We start from the raw sequence: 14,539 nt of genomic DNA on the forward strand, positions 1-14,539 counted from the left end.
GGCGGGCATCCGGTCGGCCGGTCGGCGGACCGGATGCGGGAGTCGATGACACGAAAGACGGCCGGGCGGGTACGTAGGTCTGCATGACACCTGAGCGACCCGACCCGGCAGTGCCCACGGCCACCTACCGGCTGCAGCTGCAGCCCGAGTTCCCGTTCGCGGCGGCGGCGTCGGCCGTGCCCTACCTGGCGTCGCTCGGCGTCTCGCACCTGCACCTGTCCCCCGTCCTGGAGTCCGTGCCGGGTTCGACGCACGGCTACGACGTCGTGGACCACGCGCGCGTACGGGGCGAACTGGGCGGCGAGGACGGCCTGCGGGCCCTCGCACGCACCGCGCGGGAGCACGGTCTCGGTCTCGTGGTGGACATCGTGCCTAACCACATGGCCATGGCCCCGCGCCACAACCACGCCCTGTGGGAGGTGCTCCGGGAGGGCCCCAAGTCGCCGTACGCGCGCTGGTTCGACATCGATTGGGAGGCCCAGGGCGGGCAGCTGCTGCTGCCGGTGCTGGGCGGTCCGGTCGGCGCGGAGATCGACCACCTGGAGGTGGACGGCGACGTCCTGCGCTACTACGACCACGTCTTCCCGCTGCGTGCGGGCACCGCGGAACTGCCGCTGCCGCGGCTCCTGGACGCGCAGTGGTACCGCCCCGTGTGGTGGCGGCTGGCCCGTACCGAGCTCAACTACCGGCGCTTCTTCAGCATCTCGGAGCTGATCGGGGTGCGGGTCGAGGACCCGGAGGTCTTCGACGCCACCCACGCGAAGATGCTGCAACTGCTGGACGAGGGGGTCGTCGACGGACTGCGCGTCGACCACCCCGACGGCCTCGCCGACCCCGACGACTACCTCCGGCGGCTGCACGAGGCGACCGGGGGCCGCTGGACGGTCGTGGAGAAGATCCTCGCGGACGGTGAGCCCCTGCCGGCGTCCTGGCCCGTCGCGGGCACCACCGGCTACGACGCCCTCCGCCAGATCGACGGGCTGTTCACGGACCCGGCGGGCGCCGGTGAACTCCTGGGCCAGTACCGGAGGTTCGCGGCCCCGCAGACCGACCGGGGCGGGCACTGGGAGGCGACGGTACGGCGGGCGGCGTACAAGGTGCTCACGCACGAACTGGTCGCCGAGATGGACCGGCTGACCCGGGTCGCGGCCCGGCTGTGCGCCACGTCCCCGGAGCCCGCGTTGCGCGACCGGGCCCCCTGGGCGCTGCGGACCGCGCTGCTGGAGCTCCTGGTCCGCCTGGAGGTGTACCGGCCGTACACCTCGGGCGACACCGCCGCCGTCGTCACCGAGGAGGCGGCGGCCGAGGCCCGGCAGGCGTTCGTCGTCCCGGAGGAGGCGGGCGCCGTCGACGTCGTACGGGAGCTGCTGCTGGGGCGGTACGGGGACGGGCCCGAGCAGGTGGAGTTCCGGACGCGGTTCGCGCAGACGGCGTCCGCGCTGCGGGCCAAGTCCGTGGAGGACACGGCGTTCTACCGCTATGTGCCGCTGCTGTCGGCGACCGAGGTGGGCGGGAACCCGGGGAGTCCGGCCGTGTCCCCGGAGGACTTCCACGCGTACTGCGCGCGCGTGCAGCGCGACTGGCCCGCGATGGGCACCGTCCTGTCGACCCACGACACCAAGCGCAGCGCCGACGTACGGGCCGCGCTGGCCGTGCTCACCGAGGTGCCGGAGCGCTGGGCGGACGTGCTGGCCGAGGTGACCCGCACCGGCGAGGGCGTGCCGGACGCGCAACTGGCCTGGGCGGCCTGGCAGACGGTGTTCGGGCTCGGCCCTGCGGACGCGGGGCGGGTCCAGGAGGCGCTGCTGAAGCATGTGCGCGAGGCGGGCCTGTACACGAGCTGGACGGAGCAGGAGCCGCCGTACGAGGAGGCGGTGGCGGCGTTCGTCGCGGCGGGCCCGTGCGGGGCTCCCGGCGAGCACGTGGCCGCGTTGCGCACGGCGCTGGAGCCGCACATCCGGGCGAACACGCTGGGCGCCGCCCTGGTCCAGCTGACGATGCCGGGCGTACCGGACCTCTACCAGGGCACGGAGGCCGAGTACCTGGCCCTGGTCGACCCCGACAACCGGCGCCCCGTGCCGTTCCCGCCCCCGCACCCCGGTGACAAGGGCGCGCTGACGGCCGCCGCGCTGCGGCTGCGTGCCCGGCGTCCCGAGGCCTTCGGTGACGCGGCGACGTACGCCCCGTTGACCGCGGAGGGCCCGGCCGCGGCGCACTGTGTGGCGTTCGCGCGCTCGGGGAGTGCGGTCACGGTGGTGACCCGGTTGTCGGCGCGGCTCGCGGAGGCGGGCGGCTGGCGCGACACGGTGCTGGCGCTGCCGCCGGGGCGGTGGGTCGATGTGCTGGCTCCGGAGCGGGAGTTCACGGGGCACGCACGCGTGGAGGACGTTTTCGGTCGGTCGCCGGTGGCGCTGCTGGAACTCGCGGACTAGGTGCGCACGGTGAGGGTCCGGGGCGAACGGCGGACCAGGTCGTCGGGCACGTGCCGGGCGCCCGGTGCGCGGCGCAGGCCCGGCAGGGCGGCCAGGAGTGCTCGCAGGCCGTGTTCGGCCGTGAGGCGAGCGAGCAGGGCGTCGGGGGCGAGCGGTCCGGGGTCCGGGCGGAACGCGTCGTAGCGGTCGGGGTCGGTGAAACGTTCCGGGTCGCGGCCCGCGGCGCCGAGGAGGCAGGCGACGGTCGCTCCGGCGGGGATCGCCCCGACGGGTTCGACGGCCCGGCGCAGCACGATGTGCAGCGGCGGATCGCGGCGCAGGGACTCCGCCCAGGCGCCCGCCGTGAGCTCGGGGCGGGCGCGCAGCACCGCCAACTGGCCCGGGTGGTCGAGGAGGTTGGCGAGGAACGACGCGAGCGCCCGCGCGGTGGTCCCGCCCGCCGCGCCGAGCAGCGCGCCCACCAGCCTCGTGACGGTCTCGTCGGTCCGCGCGGTGCACAGGACCGACAGCAGATCGCCGCCCGGGTGTGCGCGCCGCCGGGCGATCAACGGCCGCAGAAAGGCGCCCAGTTCGGGACGGCCGCCCCCGGGGCGACCGAGTCCCGTGCGGCACCAGCGGTGCACGCGCGCGGTCTCTTCGTACGGCAGCCCGAGCGCCGCCACGGCCGTGGCGGTGGGCAGCCAGTCGCAGAACTCGGCCACCAGGTCGGCCTCTTCACGGGCGGCCAGCCGGTGGGCGAGGACATGGGCGCCGCGTTCGGCGGCAGCGGTCAGAGCGACCAGTGCGGGCCCGCGCAGCGCCCGGTCGAGGAGCCGACCCGCTTCGGCCGGCCCATCACCGGGCAGGGCGACGAGCCGCGGGTCGGCGAGCGCCGCGCGGACATCGTCGTAGCGGCTGATGAGCCAGGCGCCGAAGGGCTCGTCGTACACCAGGGGGTAGTGCGTACGGAGGGTGCGGTAGAGCGGATACGGGTCCCGTACGGCCGTCCGCAGGCTCGGTGGGCCCGGTGGACGGGCCGGGGTGCCCGCGGTCCGCGTGACGAGCACGTCCGTGAGACACAGCACCGCCGTCCGCTCCCGTGGTCGTCGTTCCGCCCCGCGCCGTGGGGCGCGGCGGCCGGTCGTCCGCGCCATGGGCACACGCGGATGCTCCCAGCCGACCACCGCACCGCGCGGGACGCAGCCCTCGTACGGCCGTACGGGTGAGGCGGACGGCCGGTGGTCCTACGGCGTACGCGGTCCCGCCGCACGCCGTAGGACCGTCTCGGCCACCGGCTCGCACCCGCGTGCGGACCCGGGGCGCGGGCCGGGCGGTAGGCGTGCGGTGGCGTGCCGCGATGTCGGTGTTCTCGATGCGGGGGTACGCGCGTGTGCCCGATGGGGACGTCACCGGGAGTGAGCGCCGACGCCCGCGGCACCCCTTGGAGAACCCCGGCCCCCTGCTGGCACCAACGCCCCTACCGGCTGCCGGTAAATGCGCCTGGGCGCCCCCGGTAGCCTCCCCCGCGGTCTTCTTGACACTTCTCAGAGCCCGTGAAGTACTGCGGTTGCGAAGCCGGAGCTGACTAGTCGGGGGTGAGTCTCCTGCCGGAGTTGCGATACCCCAGTGTGACCGAACTGGTCTCGTCCGTCAGGGCGTTGGCCGCGCATCGGCCGGGTCTGTGCACCCTGAGGCAGGTGGGCGCCTCCCGCGCGGGCAGGCCGATTCAGCTGCTGTCCGTGGGGCACGCCCAGCGCGCCGTCCTGGTGGTCGCCGGTGCCCATGCCAACGAGCCGACCGGCGGCTCCACACTCCTCGCGCTGGCCGAACGGGTCGTACGGGACGGGGAGTTGAGGTCGGACACGTCCTGGCACTTCCTGCTCTGCGCGGACCCGGACGGGGCGAGTCTGCATGTCACGCCGGCGCCGCGCAGTCTGCTCGACTACCACTTGGGGTTCTACCGTCCGGCCGGGCCCGAGCAGCCGGAGTGGTCGCCCTCCGTGCTGCCGCCCGACCGGTTGCCGCCCGAGACGCGTGCCCTGATCCGGGTGATCGACGAGGTGCGGCCCTACCTCCAGGTGACCCTGCACGGGACCGATCTGGGCGGCAGCTGGGTGCAGTTGACGAAGGACGTACCGGGGCTGGCCGAGCCGTTCGCCAAGTCGGCGGCGGAGCTGCGCATCCCGGTGGAGACGGGCTCCTCGGACGCGGCGGGCTGGCCCGCTTCGGGGCCCGGGGTGCATGTGATGCCGGCGCCCGGTTCGGACCTGGCGTACCCGAGCATGCCGGACGACGCCCGGCACAGCACCTGGTACCACGCGCACCGCTACGGCGGCCTGACCGCGGTCGTGGAAGTGCCGATGTGGGCCAGCGACCTGGTGGACGACCCGGCACCGCATCCCGCCCCGGCGGCGGCGATACGGCGGCTGGCGCGCCGCCTGCTGCGGGACACCCGGGAGGTGGAGTGGGTGCTCGCCGACGCGCTGCCGCGCCTCCAGGGCGTCGACGGGCCGCTGCTGCGGGCCGCGAAGTGGGCCCTGGAGCTGGTGCCCGGCCTGGCAGCGGACTGGATGCACACGCCGCCCGCCGACACGACGATGGCGTACGTCGGCAGCGTGGACGCGTTCGGGCGCCGGCTGCCGTTACGGGCCGCGGCGATGCTGCTGCGGGTCCTGCGGGAGAACGACGACCGCGCGGCACCCATGCTCGAACACCTCGTGGCCTCCTGGAGCGACGCCTTCGCGGAACGTTTCCGGGCCCGCTGGGTGCCCCTGGAGCACCAGGTCGAGCATCAGTCCCGCACGGTCGTGGCGGCGGCGCTGTACGCGCGCGGACAGGCGGGCGGAATCGGAGACGTCCCCCACGCGCGTGCCCAGCGTTCGGCCTGACCGAGCCCGCGTCCCTCAGGTGTCGAGCGCGAACACGTGTCCTGTCCGGGCCGCCAGGACGCACCCGTTCGAGAAGGTCCTCGTGTAGTCGACCTGGCGGCCCTTCCACTCCCCGCGCGCGTGGGCGGTCACCGGGGCGTAGATCATCGGGCAGAACACGCTCGTGGGCGGGACGGCGTCGATGTCACCGCCCGCCGCGCCCAGTTCGGCACAGGCCTCGGCCGCGTGGGCGTGCCCCTGGGGCGGGTCGCACAGGAGCAGGGTCCCGCGCGTGTCACTGGACCGGCTGTCGCCCCGGGTGACGGTGAGGTAGAGCCAGTCACCCTGGAGGGCTGGTCGGGGCGCGGCCGCCTGGGCCGGTGCCTGACCGGCGGCGAGGAGCACGAGTGTCGCTGCAAGCAGGGCACTACGGAGAACGGTCGCTTTCGACGTGTAGGTCATTCCCGGTGCATCGGCACCGCGGGCTCCGTACCCCAGCCCGGCTCACCCGAACGGGAGCGCACGGGCGCGTGCCGCCGGGCCAGTTCGAACGCGCTGAGCACCACGCGCGACTGGTACTCGACCTGGCGCGCGACCGAGATCCAGCGCGCCCCGCAACCGTCGCGGTAGTCGGCGCACCACTCGTCGATCAGCCGGTCCAACTCCGACAGCACACCGGCCTGATCGTGCCCGGAGGCGATCACGAGCTGGTACAGCAGCCCAGCCGTCCGCAGCGCCAACCGCCGCCCCGCGATCCGCAGGGCGGCCAGGTGGGCGGTGTTGAGCGGTGGCAGCGGGCGGGCGGCGCCGGTGTCGACATCGGGATCCCACGCGTCGGCGAGCCCGGGAATCACCAGTAAATAGTCGTCGACCGGGGCGAGCAGCCGTGCCGCGTCGGGCACGACGAGGGTCCGCGGGCGCGGGTCGGCGGTGTCCCGCGCGGGCGCGCCGACCGGGTCGGCGGCGGGCCGCGGCCAGGCGTCCCGCAGCCCGACGCCCGTCCCCTCCTCCGTGGCGCCTTGCACGAACGGCCGTATCCGCGCGAGGAGTTGTTCCAGGATGCGGCTGTCGTGCCGCAGGGTGTGGCTCACGGTGCGCAGGAACGCGTCGGCGTCGGCGGGCGGCGCGCCGTTCTCGACGCCGGTCACGCCCCACATCGGCGCCTCGACGACCGCGGTGACCGTGCCGTGGCGGTGCGGGTGGTACCAGGTCGACTCGACGGCGGCCTCGGTGATGGCCGCGGCGAGGTCGCCGGGGCGCGGTGGCGGGATGCGGTAGACGGCGGGGCCGAGTCTCGGCCAGTACAGGGTGTCGTAGGGCCCGAGTTCGCGCGGGATGCGGAGGCGGGCCGCGGTGTGGGCGACGCGGCGGGCGAGGCCCGGGAGGTCGCGGGTCAGTTCCACGAAGCCGCCGCCCACGTCGACGCCGTGCAGGGAGCACTGGAGGAACGGTGTCAGTTCGTCCTGGACCTCCAACAGGGCGCGCGTCTCCGGGAGTCGGGCGCCTGCCGCGCCGTCCGGCAGCCACTCGGGCTGTTCCAGGAAGCCGGGCCGGAAGAAGTTCCGGAAGTACCGGCCGAGGCTGTACGGGCCGGGCAGCCAGCCCTCGTTGCGGCGCGAGCCGTCGGGGTCCAGGCACAGCAGCAGGTTCCAGGTGGCGTCGGCGCCCTCGCTCAACCGGGGGTCGGCCAGGACCCGTTCGGCCAGCCGCAGCACCGTCGCGCCGCCCACGGGCTCGTTGGCGTGCGGTCCGGCGACCACGAGGGCCTGACGGCTGCCGTGGCCCACGGAGAGCAGCCACAGGGGCGTACCGGCGCGGGAGGTCCCGACGCGGCGCAGTCGGGCGTCCTGGGGGCGGCGGGCGACGAGTGCGGCGGCCTGGGCGGCCAGCTCGTCCACGGACGGATAGCGGAGGAGTGGCGGCAGGGCGCACCTCCACAAATGTGGTGCCGTCGGTTCACCTGATGTGCATGGTGTACGCACAGTCAGTCACGGCGTGCGGGGTACGTCAACACCGCCGTACGGAAAGGGATTTGACGCACGCCCGCGGTCGCCACATCAGGTAATGCCCAGGCCAGAGGTGAGGTGGGGCTGTGTTCGGGCGGTGGGTCGGACCGTGTTCGGGGTCAGGTGACGGCGAGCCGGAACGCCATCCGGCCGAAGCCGATCTGGTCGCCCTCGCGGACGACGGCCGCCCCGATCACGCGCCGGCCGTTGACCGTCGTGCCGTTGGTCGAACCGAGGTCGCGCAGCACCCACATGCCGCCCTGGCGGCTGAGTTCGGCGTGCACCCGGGACACCGTCTCGTGGGTCAGGCGCAGCCCGTTGGCGGGGTCGCGGCCGATGCGCAGCGGATGTCCGTTGCCCGGGTGGGGCAGCAGCAGCTTGGGGAGCCGCTCGGCCTGCCACGCCCTCCGGAGTCGCACGGTGAAGCCGGAGACGGACTCCACGGTGCCGAACAGCAGCCTGGAGAGGCGGCTTTCGGTGGGCAGGTCGGCGGTGAGCGGCACGAGGTCCTCGGACCGGCGGGCGGCGAGCGCCAGCTCCATGCGCCGGATGAAGGTGTCGTGGGACAACCGCCCCATGGCGACGCCGTCATGGAGAACCTTGAGCGCCTTGTCGCGCTCCGCGTCGGAGATCCGCGCGGGGTACGTGTGGAACTCGAAGGACGACGTCACGCTCGTGATTGTCGGGCAGTGAACCCCGGGTGTCCAGAAGACGCGGAAACGGCACGCACGCGCGTGAAGATGACGACACCTGCGCCAAAGGGGTCGATTCAAAAGCGGATTGATCTCGTTTGAAGCACGATGGACGGGCTACATCCCGGTGAGCAGACGAAGGGGAACCGTCCGTGCAGTTCGAGGTGTGGGCACCAGAGGCAGACCGTGTGACGCTCCATTGCGAGGGCGCCACGCGCGCGTTGGAGCGCGATCCCGAGCGCGTGGGGTGGTGGAGCGGCGAGGCGGAAGCGGAGGACGGCACGCGGTACGGGTTCTCGGTGGACGACGGCCCGCCGCTGCCCGACCCGCGCTCGCGCCGGCAGCCGGACGGCCCGGACGGGCTGAGCGCGGTCGTCGACCACGAGCGCTACGCGTGGCGTGCCGCCGGGTGGCCGGGGCGCCCGCTCCCGGGCGCGGTGCTCTACGAGCTGCACATCGGCACGTACACGCCCGAGGGCACCCTGGACGCGGCGGCCGACCGGCTCGGCCATCTCGTCGAACTGGGCGTCACGCACGTCGAGTTGATGCCCCTGTGCCCGTTCCCCGGCCGGCACGGCTGGGGCTACGAGGGCGTCTCCCTGTGGGCCGTGCACGAGCCCTACGGCGGCCCCGAGGGACTCAAGCGGTTCGTGGACCGCGCCCACGAACTGGGCCTGGGCGTCGTTCTCGACGTGGTGCACAACCACCTCGGCCCGTCCGGGAATTACCTGCCCGCGTTCGGCCCCTACTTCACGGACACGCATCAGACCCCCTGGGGCAGCGCCGTCAACCTGGACGCGCCCGGCTCGGACGAGGTGCGCGCGTTCCTGCTGGGCAGCGCGCTGGCGTGGCTGCGCGAGTACCGGATCGACGGGCTGCGGCTTGACGCGGTGCACGCGCTGCAGGACACGCGCGCGTGCCACTTCCTGGAGGAACTGTCCGCCGCCGTCGACGCGTTGGGCGCCGAGACGGGCCGGCCGCTGTTCCTGGTCGCCGAGTCCGATCTGAACGACCCGCGTGTGGTGACCTCCCGCGCGGAGGGCGGACTCGGGCTGCACGCGCAGTGGAACGACGACTTCCACCACGCCCTGCACACCGCGCTGACCGGTGAATCGCAGGGCTACTACGCGGACTTCGCGCGGGCACCGCTCGGGGCGATCGCCAAGACGCTCACCGACGGCTACTTCCACGACGGCACCTATTCGAGCTTCCGGGACCGTCATCACGGCCGCCGCCTGGACCGCACGCGCGTGGCCGCGCACCGGCTGCTCGGCTACAGCCAGACCCACGACCAGATCGGCAACCGCGCCCAGGGGGACCGCCTTTCGGCGACCCTCTCCCCCGGGCTGCTGGCCTGCGCCGCCGCGCTGACCCTGACCGGGCCCTTCACGCCGATGCTGTTCATGGGCGAGGAGTGGGCGGCGGGCACACCCTGGCAGTTCTTCACCGACCACACCGACCCGGACCTGGCGGATGCCGTACGGCGGGGCAGGCGGCGGGAGTTCGCGGCGCACGGCTGGGCCGAGGAGGACGTACCCGACCCGCAGGACCCGGCGACCCGCGACCGCTCCTGCCTCGACTGGTCCGAGCCGCGGAACGAGCCCCACGCGCGCGTGCTGGCCTGGTACCGCCGACTCATCGCCCTCCGCCACGAACAGCCCGACCTCACCGATCCCGACCTCACCGACACGAAGGTGGCCTACGACGAGGACGCCCGCTGGCTCGCCCTCCGACGCGGAGACGTACGCGTCGCCGTGAACCTCGGCAAGGAACCGGCCGCGATCCCCCTGGGCACCCGCCCGGCGGAGATCCTGGCCGCGTGGGAGCCGGTGGAGGCGCCGGGGGCGGACGGGCTGCTGCGGCTGCCCGGGGAGTCGTGCGTGGTGCTGGCGCAGGCGTAAACGCTTGCGCGAGCGTTTGCGGACGGCCGACGTAAACGCTTGCGTAAACGATTGCGCGAGCGTTTACGTGCTACAACTCCCCCTCCCCGTCCCGCAGTTCCGTCACCCGTTCCAGCAGGATCGCCTCCCAGGTGCGCCGTAGCTGGGTCCTGAGGAGTAGGACGGGCTCGGCGTCGCGGCCCTTGAGGTGGTCGGCGAGGCGGACGACGGTGTCGCAGCGGGCGAGCCAGAGGCCGCGCAGGCAGGGGCGGGCGCCGTAGCCGGCGAGGGTCGCGGCGCGTACGGCGGCGGGGGAACCGACGGCCAGGGCGAGCCCGGCGATGTCCTCGGCGGGGTCGCCGAGGGTCGCGTCGGTCCAGCCCAGGACGCCACGCACCCGGCCGTCGCTGCTCACCACGAGGTGCTCGCCGTTGAGGTCGTGGTGGACGAGGACCGCGGTGCCGGGCTGGGCGGCGAGCTGGATCGCGCCGGGCTGGGTGAGCTGGTGGAGGCGTGCGGCGTCGAACTCGTCGGCTGCGGCGAGGCGTTCGGCGGCCTGCTCGGCGGCGCGGCGCAGGGCCTCCAGGGAGCGCGGTGCGGTGCGCGGGATCCCGAGCGCCTCGGCCTGCCGGACGGGCACCTCGCGCAGCCCGGTGAGCAGCCCGGCCAGGTCGGCCTCGCCGACGGCGGAGACGTCCTGGTCCTCGCCGGAGCGGCCGGGGACCTTGGTGTCGAGCGTGTAGGTGAGCCCGGGCGCCCACTCGCCGTGCGCCACCCTGGTGGGAACCGCGACGGGGAGATACGGCCGTACGAGGTCGCGCAGGCGCAGTTCGCGGCGTTGGCGCACGGTGGCCGCGCGGTTCGGGGCGAGGCGGAGCACATGGCGGGAGCCGACCCACCAGGTGGCGTGCTCGCCGCCCTCGGCGACGGGCCGGATCTCGGGTCCTGCACCGTCGGCCGTACCGTCCTTGAGCAGGGAACGGACCAGTCGGCGGACGGTGTCCGCGGTGGGTGTCGGTGCCTGGGTCATGGTCGCGCCGTCGCCGTTCGGGGTGTCGGGGGCTCCTGGTCGCCGTCAGTCCACGAGAGCCATCTCGCGGGCCGTGTTGTTGAGCCGGCGCCCGCCGTCCTGGGTGACCGTGACGATGTCCTCGATGCGTACACCGAAGCGACCGGGCAGATAGATGCCGGGCTCCACGGAGAAGCACATCCCGGGCACGAGGGGCTGTTCCTCGCCCTCGATCATGTACGGCGGTTCGTGCGTGGTGACGCCGATGCCGTGACCGGTGCGGTGGATGAAGTAGGGGCCGTATCCGGCGTCGTCGATGACCGCGCGGGCGGCGCGGTCGACCTCCTGGCAGGCGACGCCGGGGCGCACCGCGCGGAAGCCGGCCTCCTGGGCCTCGCGGACGAGGTCGTGGACGCGCTGTTCCTCCTCGCTGGGTTCGCCGACGTGGACCGTGCGCGAGGTGTCGGAGCCGTAGCCGTCCTTGAGGCCGCCGAAGTCGAGGACGATCATGTCGCCCCGCTGGATGACGCGGTCGCCGACCTCGTGGTGCGGGTTGGCTCCGTTGGGGCCCGAGGCGACGATCGTGAAGTCGACCTGGGAGTGCCCGAACTGCCGTAGCAGATCGGCGAGATCGGCGCCGACGTCGGACTCGCGGCGGCCGGCGAAGGGAACCTTCCGGATCTCCTCGTACGTTGCGTCGGCGGCCGCTCCTGCGGCCGCCATGAGGTCCAGTTCCGCCGCGTCCTTCACCGCGCGCAGCATCGGCAGTGCGTCGGTGAGGGAGGCGTAGGCGGTGTCGGGCAGCGTCTTCTGCAAACCCAGCAGGTGCATGGACCAGGCGTTGTCGCTGATGCCGAAGCGGCCGGTCGCGTCGAGGAGGGCTGCGGTGGCGGCGTAGGGGTCCTTGCCGTCGGTCCAGTCGCGCAGGGTGAGGGCGTCGGCGCCGGGTGCCTTGGCCGCGTCGGGGGCCTCCAGGGTGGGCACGACGAGGACCGGGGAGCGGCCGGGGGCCAGGACGAGGACGGTGAGCCGTTCGGTGACGGCGGTGGGCGCGTAGCCGGTGAGCCACACCAGGTCCGGTCCCGGAGCGACCAGGAGCCCCGCGAGACCGGCGTCGGCGGCGGCCCGCGCGGCACGGTCCATGCGGGCCCTGTAGTCGGCGGCGGTGAAGGGCACGGGCGGGCTACCGGTCATTCAGGCCTCCGAGGACGGACGAAACGGGGCTGTCGTCAGCATCCTGCCCGCACCCGGAGGGCCACGCGAGCCGATCGGCGGGACTCCCCCGGTCCCGGCGTCACGTCCGGGGCCGTCCCGGCCGACGATCGGCGTCACATCGCGGGCCGCCTCCGGAGGGACGCGCGACGCCGGGTCAGACGACGTACCCGGGGACCAGGGTGAACTGCTGGAAGCCGCCGCTGTGGTGGCGCACCGTGACGGTGACCTCGTCCCCGGGGTGGGCACGCGTGACCGCGCGCGCGAGGTCGGCCGCCGAGTCGACCCGGGCGCCGCCGAACGTGAGCAGGACGTCACCGCGGATCAGACCGGCCGTGTAACCGGGCCCGGGCATGTGGACACCGACGATCAGGGCGCCCGCCTTCTCGGCGTCCACGGCCTCCACGCCGAGCGTCGCGGCGGCGGACGTGGGCGAGGGCGTCGGCGTCGGGCTCGCGGAGGACGCGGGCCGATCGGTGGGACGGGCCGTCGGCGCCGGTTGCCCGGCCGCCTGGCGCTGCATCTCGGCGAGCTTGCTCATGCCGATCACCGTGGCGCCGACCGTGCCCAGCCCGACCCCCGACAGGACCAGGACGGTCCCGACGAACAGGCCGAACAACAGGGTCATGAGCCGTCGGCCGCGGCGCCGCGCGGCATGCGGGCGCCGGCCGGTGCCGGGCTTGGTGCCGCCGCCGGGTTCCTGACCGGGCATCGGCTTGGGACGCAACGCAGTCTGTTCCATGGATCGCCTCCGGCAGATGCTCTACCCGGCGCACCGGCGCCCGACGTGCCACGAACGAGTGAGACTGACCGAGGGTCAGGAGAGGGAAGCGGGACGCGTCACGGCGGCGAGGGCCTGTGCTTGCCGGGTGTGTGCGGTGGGCCGGACCCGTTGTCAGTGGCGGCTGTTACGTTCAGTGACATGACCGATCACGCTCTGCGGCTGCTCCGGCAGCACCCGCACCTGGCCGAACTGGCCGTGTTCCCCTTCGACTTCGACCTGGACCGGGCCGACCACGTCGAGCCGGTCCGGCTGGCCTCGGGCGGCCCGCTGCGTCCGGTCGCGGGCGACGGCACGGGCGGTACGTACTTCGTGTGCGCGGACGGGTCCGTGCTGTACGCCGACTCCGAGGGCTCGGCCGGGATCATCGGCTCGACGGTCGACAAGGCGCTGGAGATCGTGATCGGTCTGCCGGGCTGGCGCGACCATCTGGACCTCTCCCCGGCCGACGGCCCGGAGAAGATCCTGGCCCGGGTCGCGGAGACGGAGGAGGAGTTCCGCGAGGACTACGGCATCGACGAGGCGAGGCCCGAACTCCGCACCGCCCTGGGCCTGCCCGAGCGTTCCCCGGTCGAGCTGATCGCCATGCTGCACACCGCCCTGCTGCGCACCGAGCCCGACTTCCTGCTCCTCAACGCCGAGGAGGGCTGCGCCTACGACCTCCTGGACCGTCATCCCCGTCCCCCTCTGTGGGAGCCGGTGCTCGCCCGGGGGCGGGCGGATCTCGCGGCGCTGCGGACGGGCGACCGCACGGTGTGGGACGCGACGGCCGAGGACCCCGTACGGCGCCGACTCGCCCTGCGGGCCGCGCAGTTCGACCGCGCGGACGGCGATCTGGAGCTGCTGCGGTATCTGCTGCGGTACGAAGCAGAGTCGTCGATGACGGACGAACTGCGGCTCGCCGCCGTGCTGGTGGGGCTGCACGGCCACACCGAGGATCTGCCGCTGCTGCACGGGGTGCGGGAGACGGACTTCGACACCGCGTGCGGGCTGAGCGAGATGCCGGGACCCGACGCGGACGGGGCGGTGCTGCGGGAGTGGGCGCTCGGTCTGGACGAGGTCTTCTTCCGTACGGACCCGACCGACGAGCCGTCGGACACGTGGACCGACCTGGCCGCCGACCAGGGGCTGACCGAGCTGGCCCGGGCCACCCTGATCCGCAGGCTCGACGAGATCACCATGGACCAGGGCGTGCTGCGGCGACCGGGCATGCCGAAGACGCTGGACGCGTCTCCCCTGTCCTCGCTCGCCCGCGACTTCGAGCAACTGGGCGATCTCCCCCAGGCGTTGCGCGCCCAGCGCCTCTACGCCGCCCTCCAGGACACGGCATGGGACCGCGTCTCGGCCCGGCGGACACAGGCCCGCCTGGAGCGCGAGACCAGCCAACTCGCGCAGGCAGGACGGACGTTGGCGGTTCTGCGGGAGATCCTGTCCGCCCCCGGCGACGACTCCCTCCGGCACTGGGAGGGCACGAACCTCGGCCGGTTCATCGCCGAGGAGCACTACGCCCGGGCGCGCGACCTGGCCGACGCGGACCTCCCCGAGGAGGCCCGCACCGCCCTGGTCGCCGCCGACGAGATACGCGGCGAGCTCTCGGGGGCCGCCGCGACGGCCGTACGAGAGCTCGCCGAGGACGTGGCGGAGCGGGTCCAGGACCCCAGGGATCTCGGCTGAGGGGCTG

At 73.9% G+C, this 14,539-nt stretch carries 11 protein-coding genes; 4 read left to right on the forward strand and 7 right to left on the reverse strand.

What is annotated here, in order from left to right; genetic code table 11:
* The first annotated feature begins 83 nt into the window (after positions 1 to 83).
* On the forward strand, positions 84 to 2,432 hold the full coding sequence (gene treY, locus SPR02S_RS40595; protein WP_026151307.1) for a malto-oligosyltrehalose synthase: 2,349 nt from the start codon (positions 84 to 86) through the stop codon (positions 2,430 to 2,432).
* On the opposite strand, the gene SPR02S_RS40600 is transcribed toward treY, so the two are convergent.
* A complete protein-coding gene (locus SPR02S_RS40600) occupies positions 2,429 to 3,496 on the reverse strand; it encodes a cytochrome P450 family protein (protein WP_019062762.1) in 1,068 nt (355 codons plus the stop codon). The genes treY and SPR02S_RS40600 overlap by 4 nt on opposite strands.
* Before the next feature lie 510 nt (positions 3,497 to 4,006).
* Here SPR02S_RS40600 and SPR02S_RS57420 point away from each other — a divergent pair.
* Positions 4,007 to 5,299, forward strand: a complete 1,293-nt coding sequence (locus tag SPR02S_RS57420; RefSeq protein WP_052347124.1) for a M14 family zinc carboxypeptidase — start codon at positions 4,007 to 4,009, stop codon at positions 5,297 to 5,299.
* Between the two features lie 15 nt (positions 5,300 to 5,314).
* Here SPR02S_RS57420 and SPR02S_RS40610 read toward each other — a convergent pair whose 3' ends face one another.
* The 3 genes from SPR02S_RS40610 to SPR02S_RS40620 form a co-directional block, all read right to left on the reverse strand.
* Positions 5,315 to 5,740: an SSI family serine proteinase inhibitor gene (locus SPR02S_RS40610; RefSeq protein ID WP_019062764.1), complete on the reverse strand. Its 426-nt coding sequence runs from the start codon at positions 5,738 to 5,740 to the stop codon at positions 5,315 to 5,317.
* Positions 5,737 to 7,218: a M14 family zinc carboxypeptidase gene (locus tag SPR02S_RS40615; protein WP_026151308.1), complete on the reverse strand. Its 1,482-nt coding sequence runs from the start codon at positions 7,216 to 7,218 to the stop codon at positions 5,737 to 5,739. Before SPR02S_RS40615 ends, SPR02S_RS40610 begins: the two co-directional genes overlap by 4 nt.
* Positions 7,219 to 7,403: 185 nt before the next feature.
* Positions 7,404 to 7,955 carry an FHA domain-containing protein gene (locus SPR02S_RS40620; RefSeq protein ID WP_019062766.1) on the reverse strand — a complete coding sequence of 184 codons (552 nt, stop codon included), beginning with the start codon at positions 7,953 to 7,955 and terminating at the stop codon, positions 7,404 to 7,406.
* Between the two features lie 173 nt (positions 7,956 to 8,128).
* Here SPR02S_RS40620 and treZ point away from each other — a divergent pair, with 173 nt between their 5' ends.
* Positions 8,129 to 9,877 carry a malto-oligosyltrehalose trehalohydrolase gene (treZ, locus tag SPR02S_RS40625; RefSeq protein ID WP_026151309.1) on the forward strand — a complete coding sequence of 583 codons (1,749 nt, stop codon included), beginning with the start codon at positions 8,129 to 8,131 and terminating at the stop codon, positions 9,875 to 9,877.
* A gap of 70 nt (positions 9,878 to 9,947) precedes the next feature.
* On the opposite strand, the gene SPR02S_RS40630 is transcribed toward treZ, so the two are convergent.
* The 3 genes from SPR02S_RS40630 to SPR02S_RS40640 form a co-directional block, all read right to left on the reverse strand.
* Positions 9,948 to 10,886, reverse strand: a complete 939-nt coding sequence (locus SPR02S_RS40630; RefSeq protein ID WP_019062768.1) for a phosphotransferase family protein — start codon at positions 10,884 to 10,886, stop codon at positions 9,948 to 9,950.
* A 45-nt stretch (positions 10,887 to 10,931) separates the two neighbouring features.
* A complete protein-coding gene (locus SPR02S_RS40635) occupies positions 10,932 to 12,059 on the reverse strand; it encodes an aminopeptidase P family protein (RefSeq protein ID WP_019062769.1) in 1,128 nt (375 codons plus the stop codon).
* Positions 12,060 to 12,234: 175 nt separating this feature from the next.
* Positions 12,235 to 12,819, reverse strand: a complete 585-nt coding sequence (locus tag SPR02S_RS40640) for a PDZ domain-containing protein (RefSeq protein ID WP_019062770.1) — start codon at positions 12,817 to 12,819, stop codon at positions 12,235 to 12,237.
* A gap of 180 nt (positions 12,820 to 12,999) precedes the next feature.
* Between SPR02S_RS40640 and SPR02S_RS40645 the strand changes: the two genes are divergently transcribed.
* Entirely contained in the window at positions 13,000 to 14,532 is a 1,533-nt protein-coding gene (locus SPR02S_RS40645; protein ID WP_019062771.1) for a hypothetical protein, read from the forward strand.
* Positions 14,533 to 14,539 lie beyond the last annotated feature (7 nt).

It is taken from the genome of Streptomyces prunicolor NBRC 13075, assembly GCF_000367365.1.
GTDB classification, from domain to species: Bacteria; Actinomycetota; Actinomycetes; order Streptomycetales; family Streptomycetaceae; genus Streptomyces; species Streptomyces prunicolor.